Genomic DNA, 267 nt, shown 5'->3' on the forward strand with positions numbered 1-267 from the left:
GGTGGGCGATACTGGGTTTGAACCAGTGACCTCTTCCGTGTCAAGGAAGCGCGCTCCCACTGCGCCAATCGCCCGTGCATAATGCCGAGGTGGGGACGGGATTTGAACCCGCGTACACGGCTTTGCAGGCCGTTGCCTCGCCTCTCGGCCACCCCACCGAGGTTGCCCCCGTCATGCGTGGCGGCAGCTCCGAGCGGACGACGGGATTCGAACCCGCGACCCTCACCTTGGCAAGGTGATGCGCTACCAGCTGCGCTACGTCCGCAC

3 tRNA genes are annotated in these 267 nt (G+C 65.5%); all 3 read right to left on the bottom strand.

The features are described from left to right. Positions 1-2: 2 nt before the first annotated feature. The 3 genes from ACLQ27_RS32170 to ACLQ27_RS32180 all read right to left on the bottom strand — a co-directional run bounded on the left by ACLQ27_RS32170 (position 3) and on the right by ACLQ27_RS32180 (position 265). A tRNA-Val gene (locus ACLQ27_RS32170) sits at positions 3-74 on the bottom strand. Positions 75-87: 13 nt separating this feature from the next. Beyond that, a tRNA-Cys gene (locus ACLQ27_RS32175) sits at positions 88-158 on the bottom strand. 34 nt (positions 159-192) lie between these two features. After that, positions 193-265: transfer RNA gene (locus tag ACLQ27_RS32180), tRNA-Gly, on the bottom strand. Positions 266-267 lie beyond the last annotated feature (2 nt).

Source organism: Micromonospora sp. DT63, from assembly GCF_049841615.1.
In the GTDB taxonomy this organism is placed as follows: domain Bacteria; phylum Actinomycetota; class Actinomycetes; order Mycobacteriales; family Micromonosporaceae; genus Micromonospora.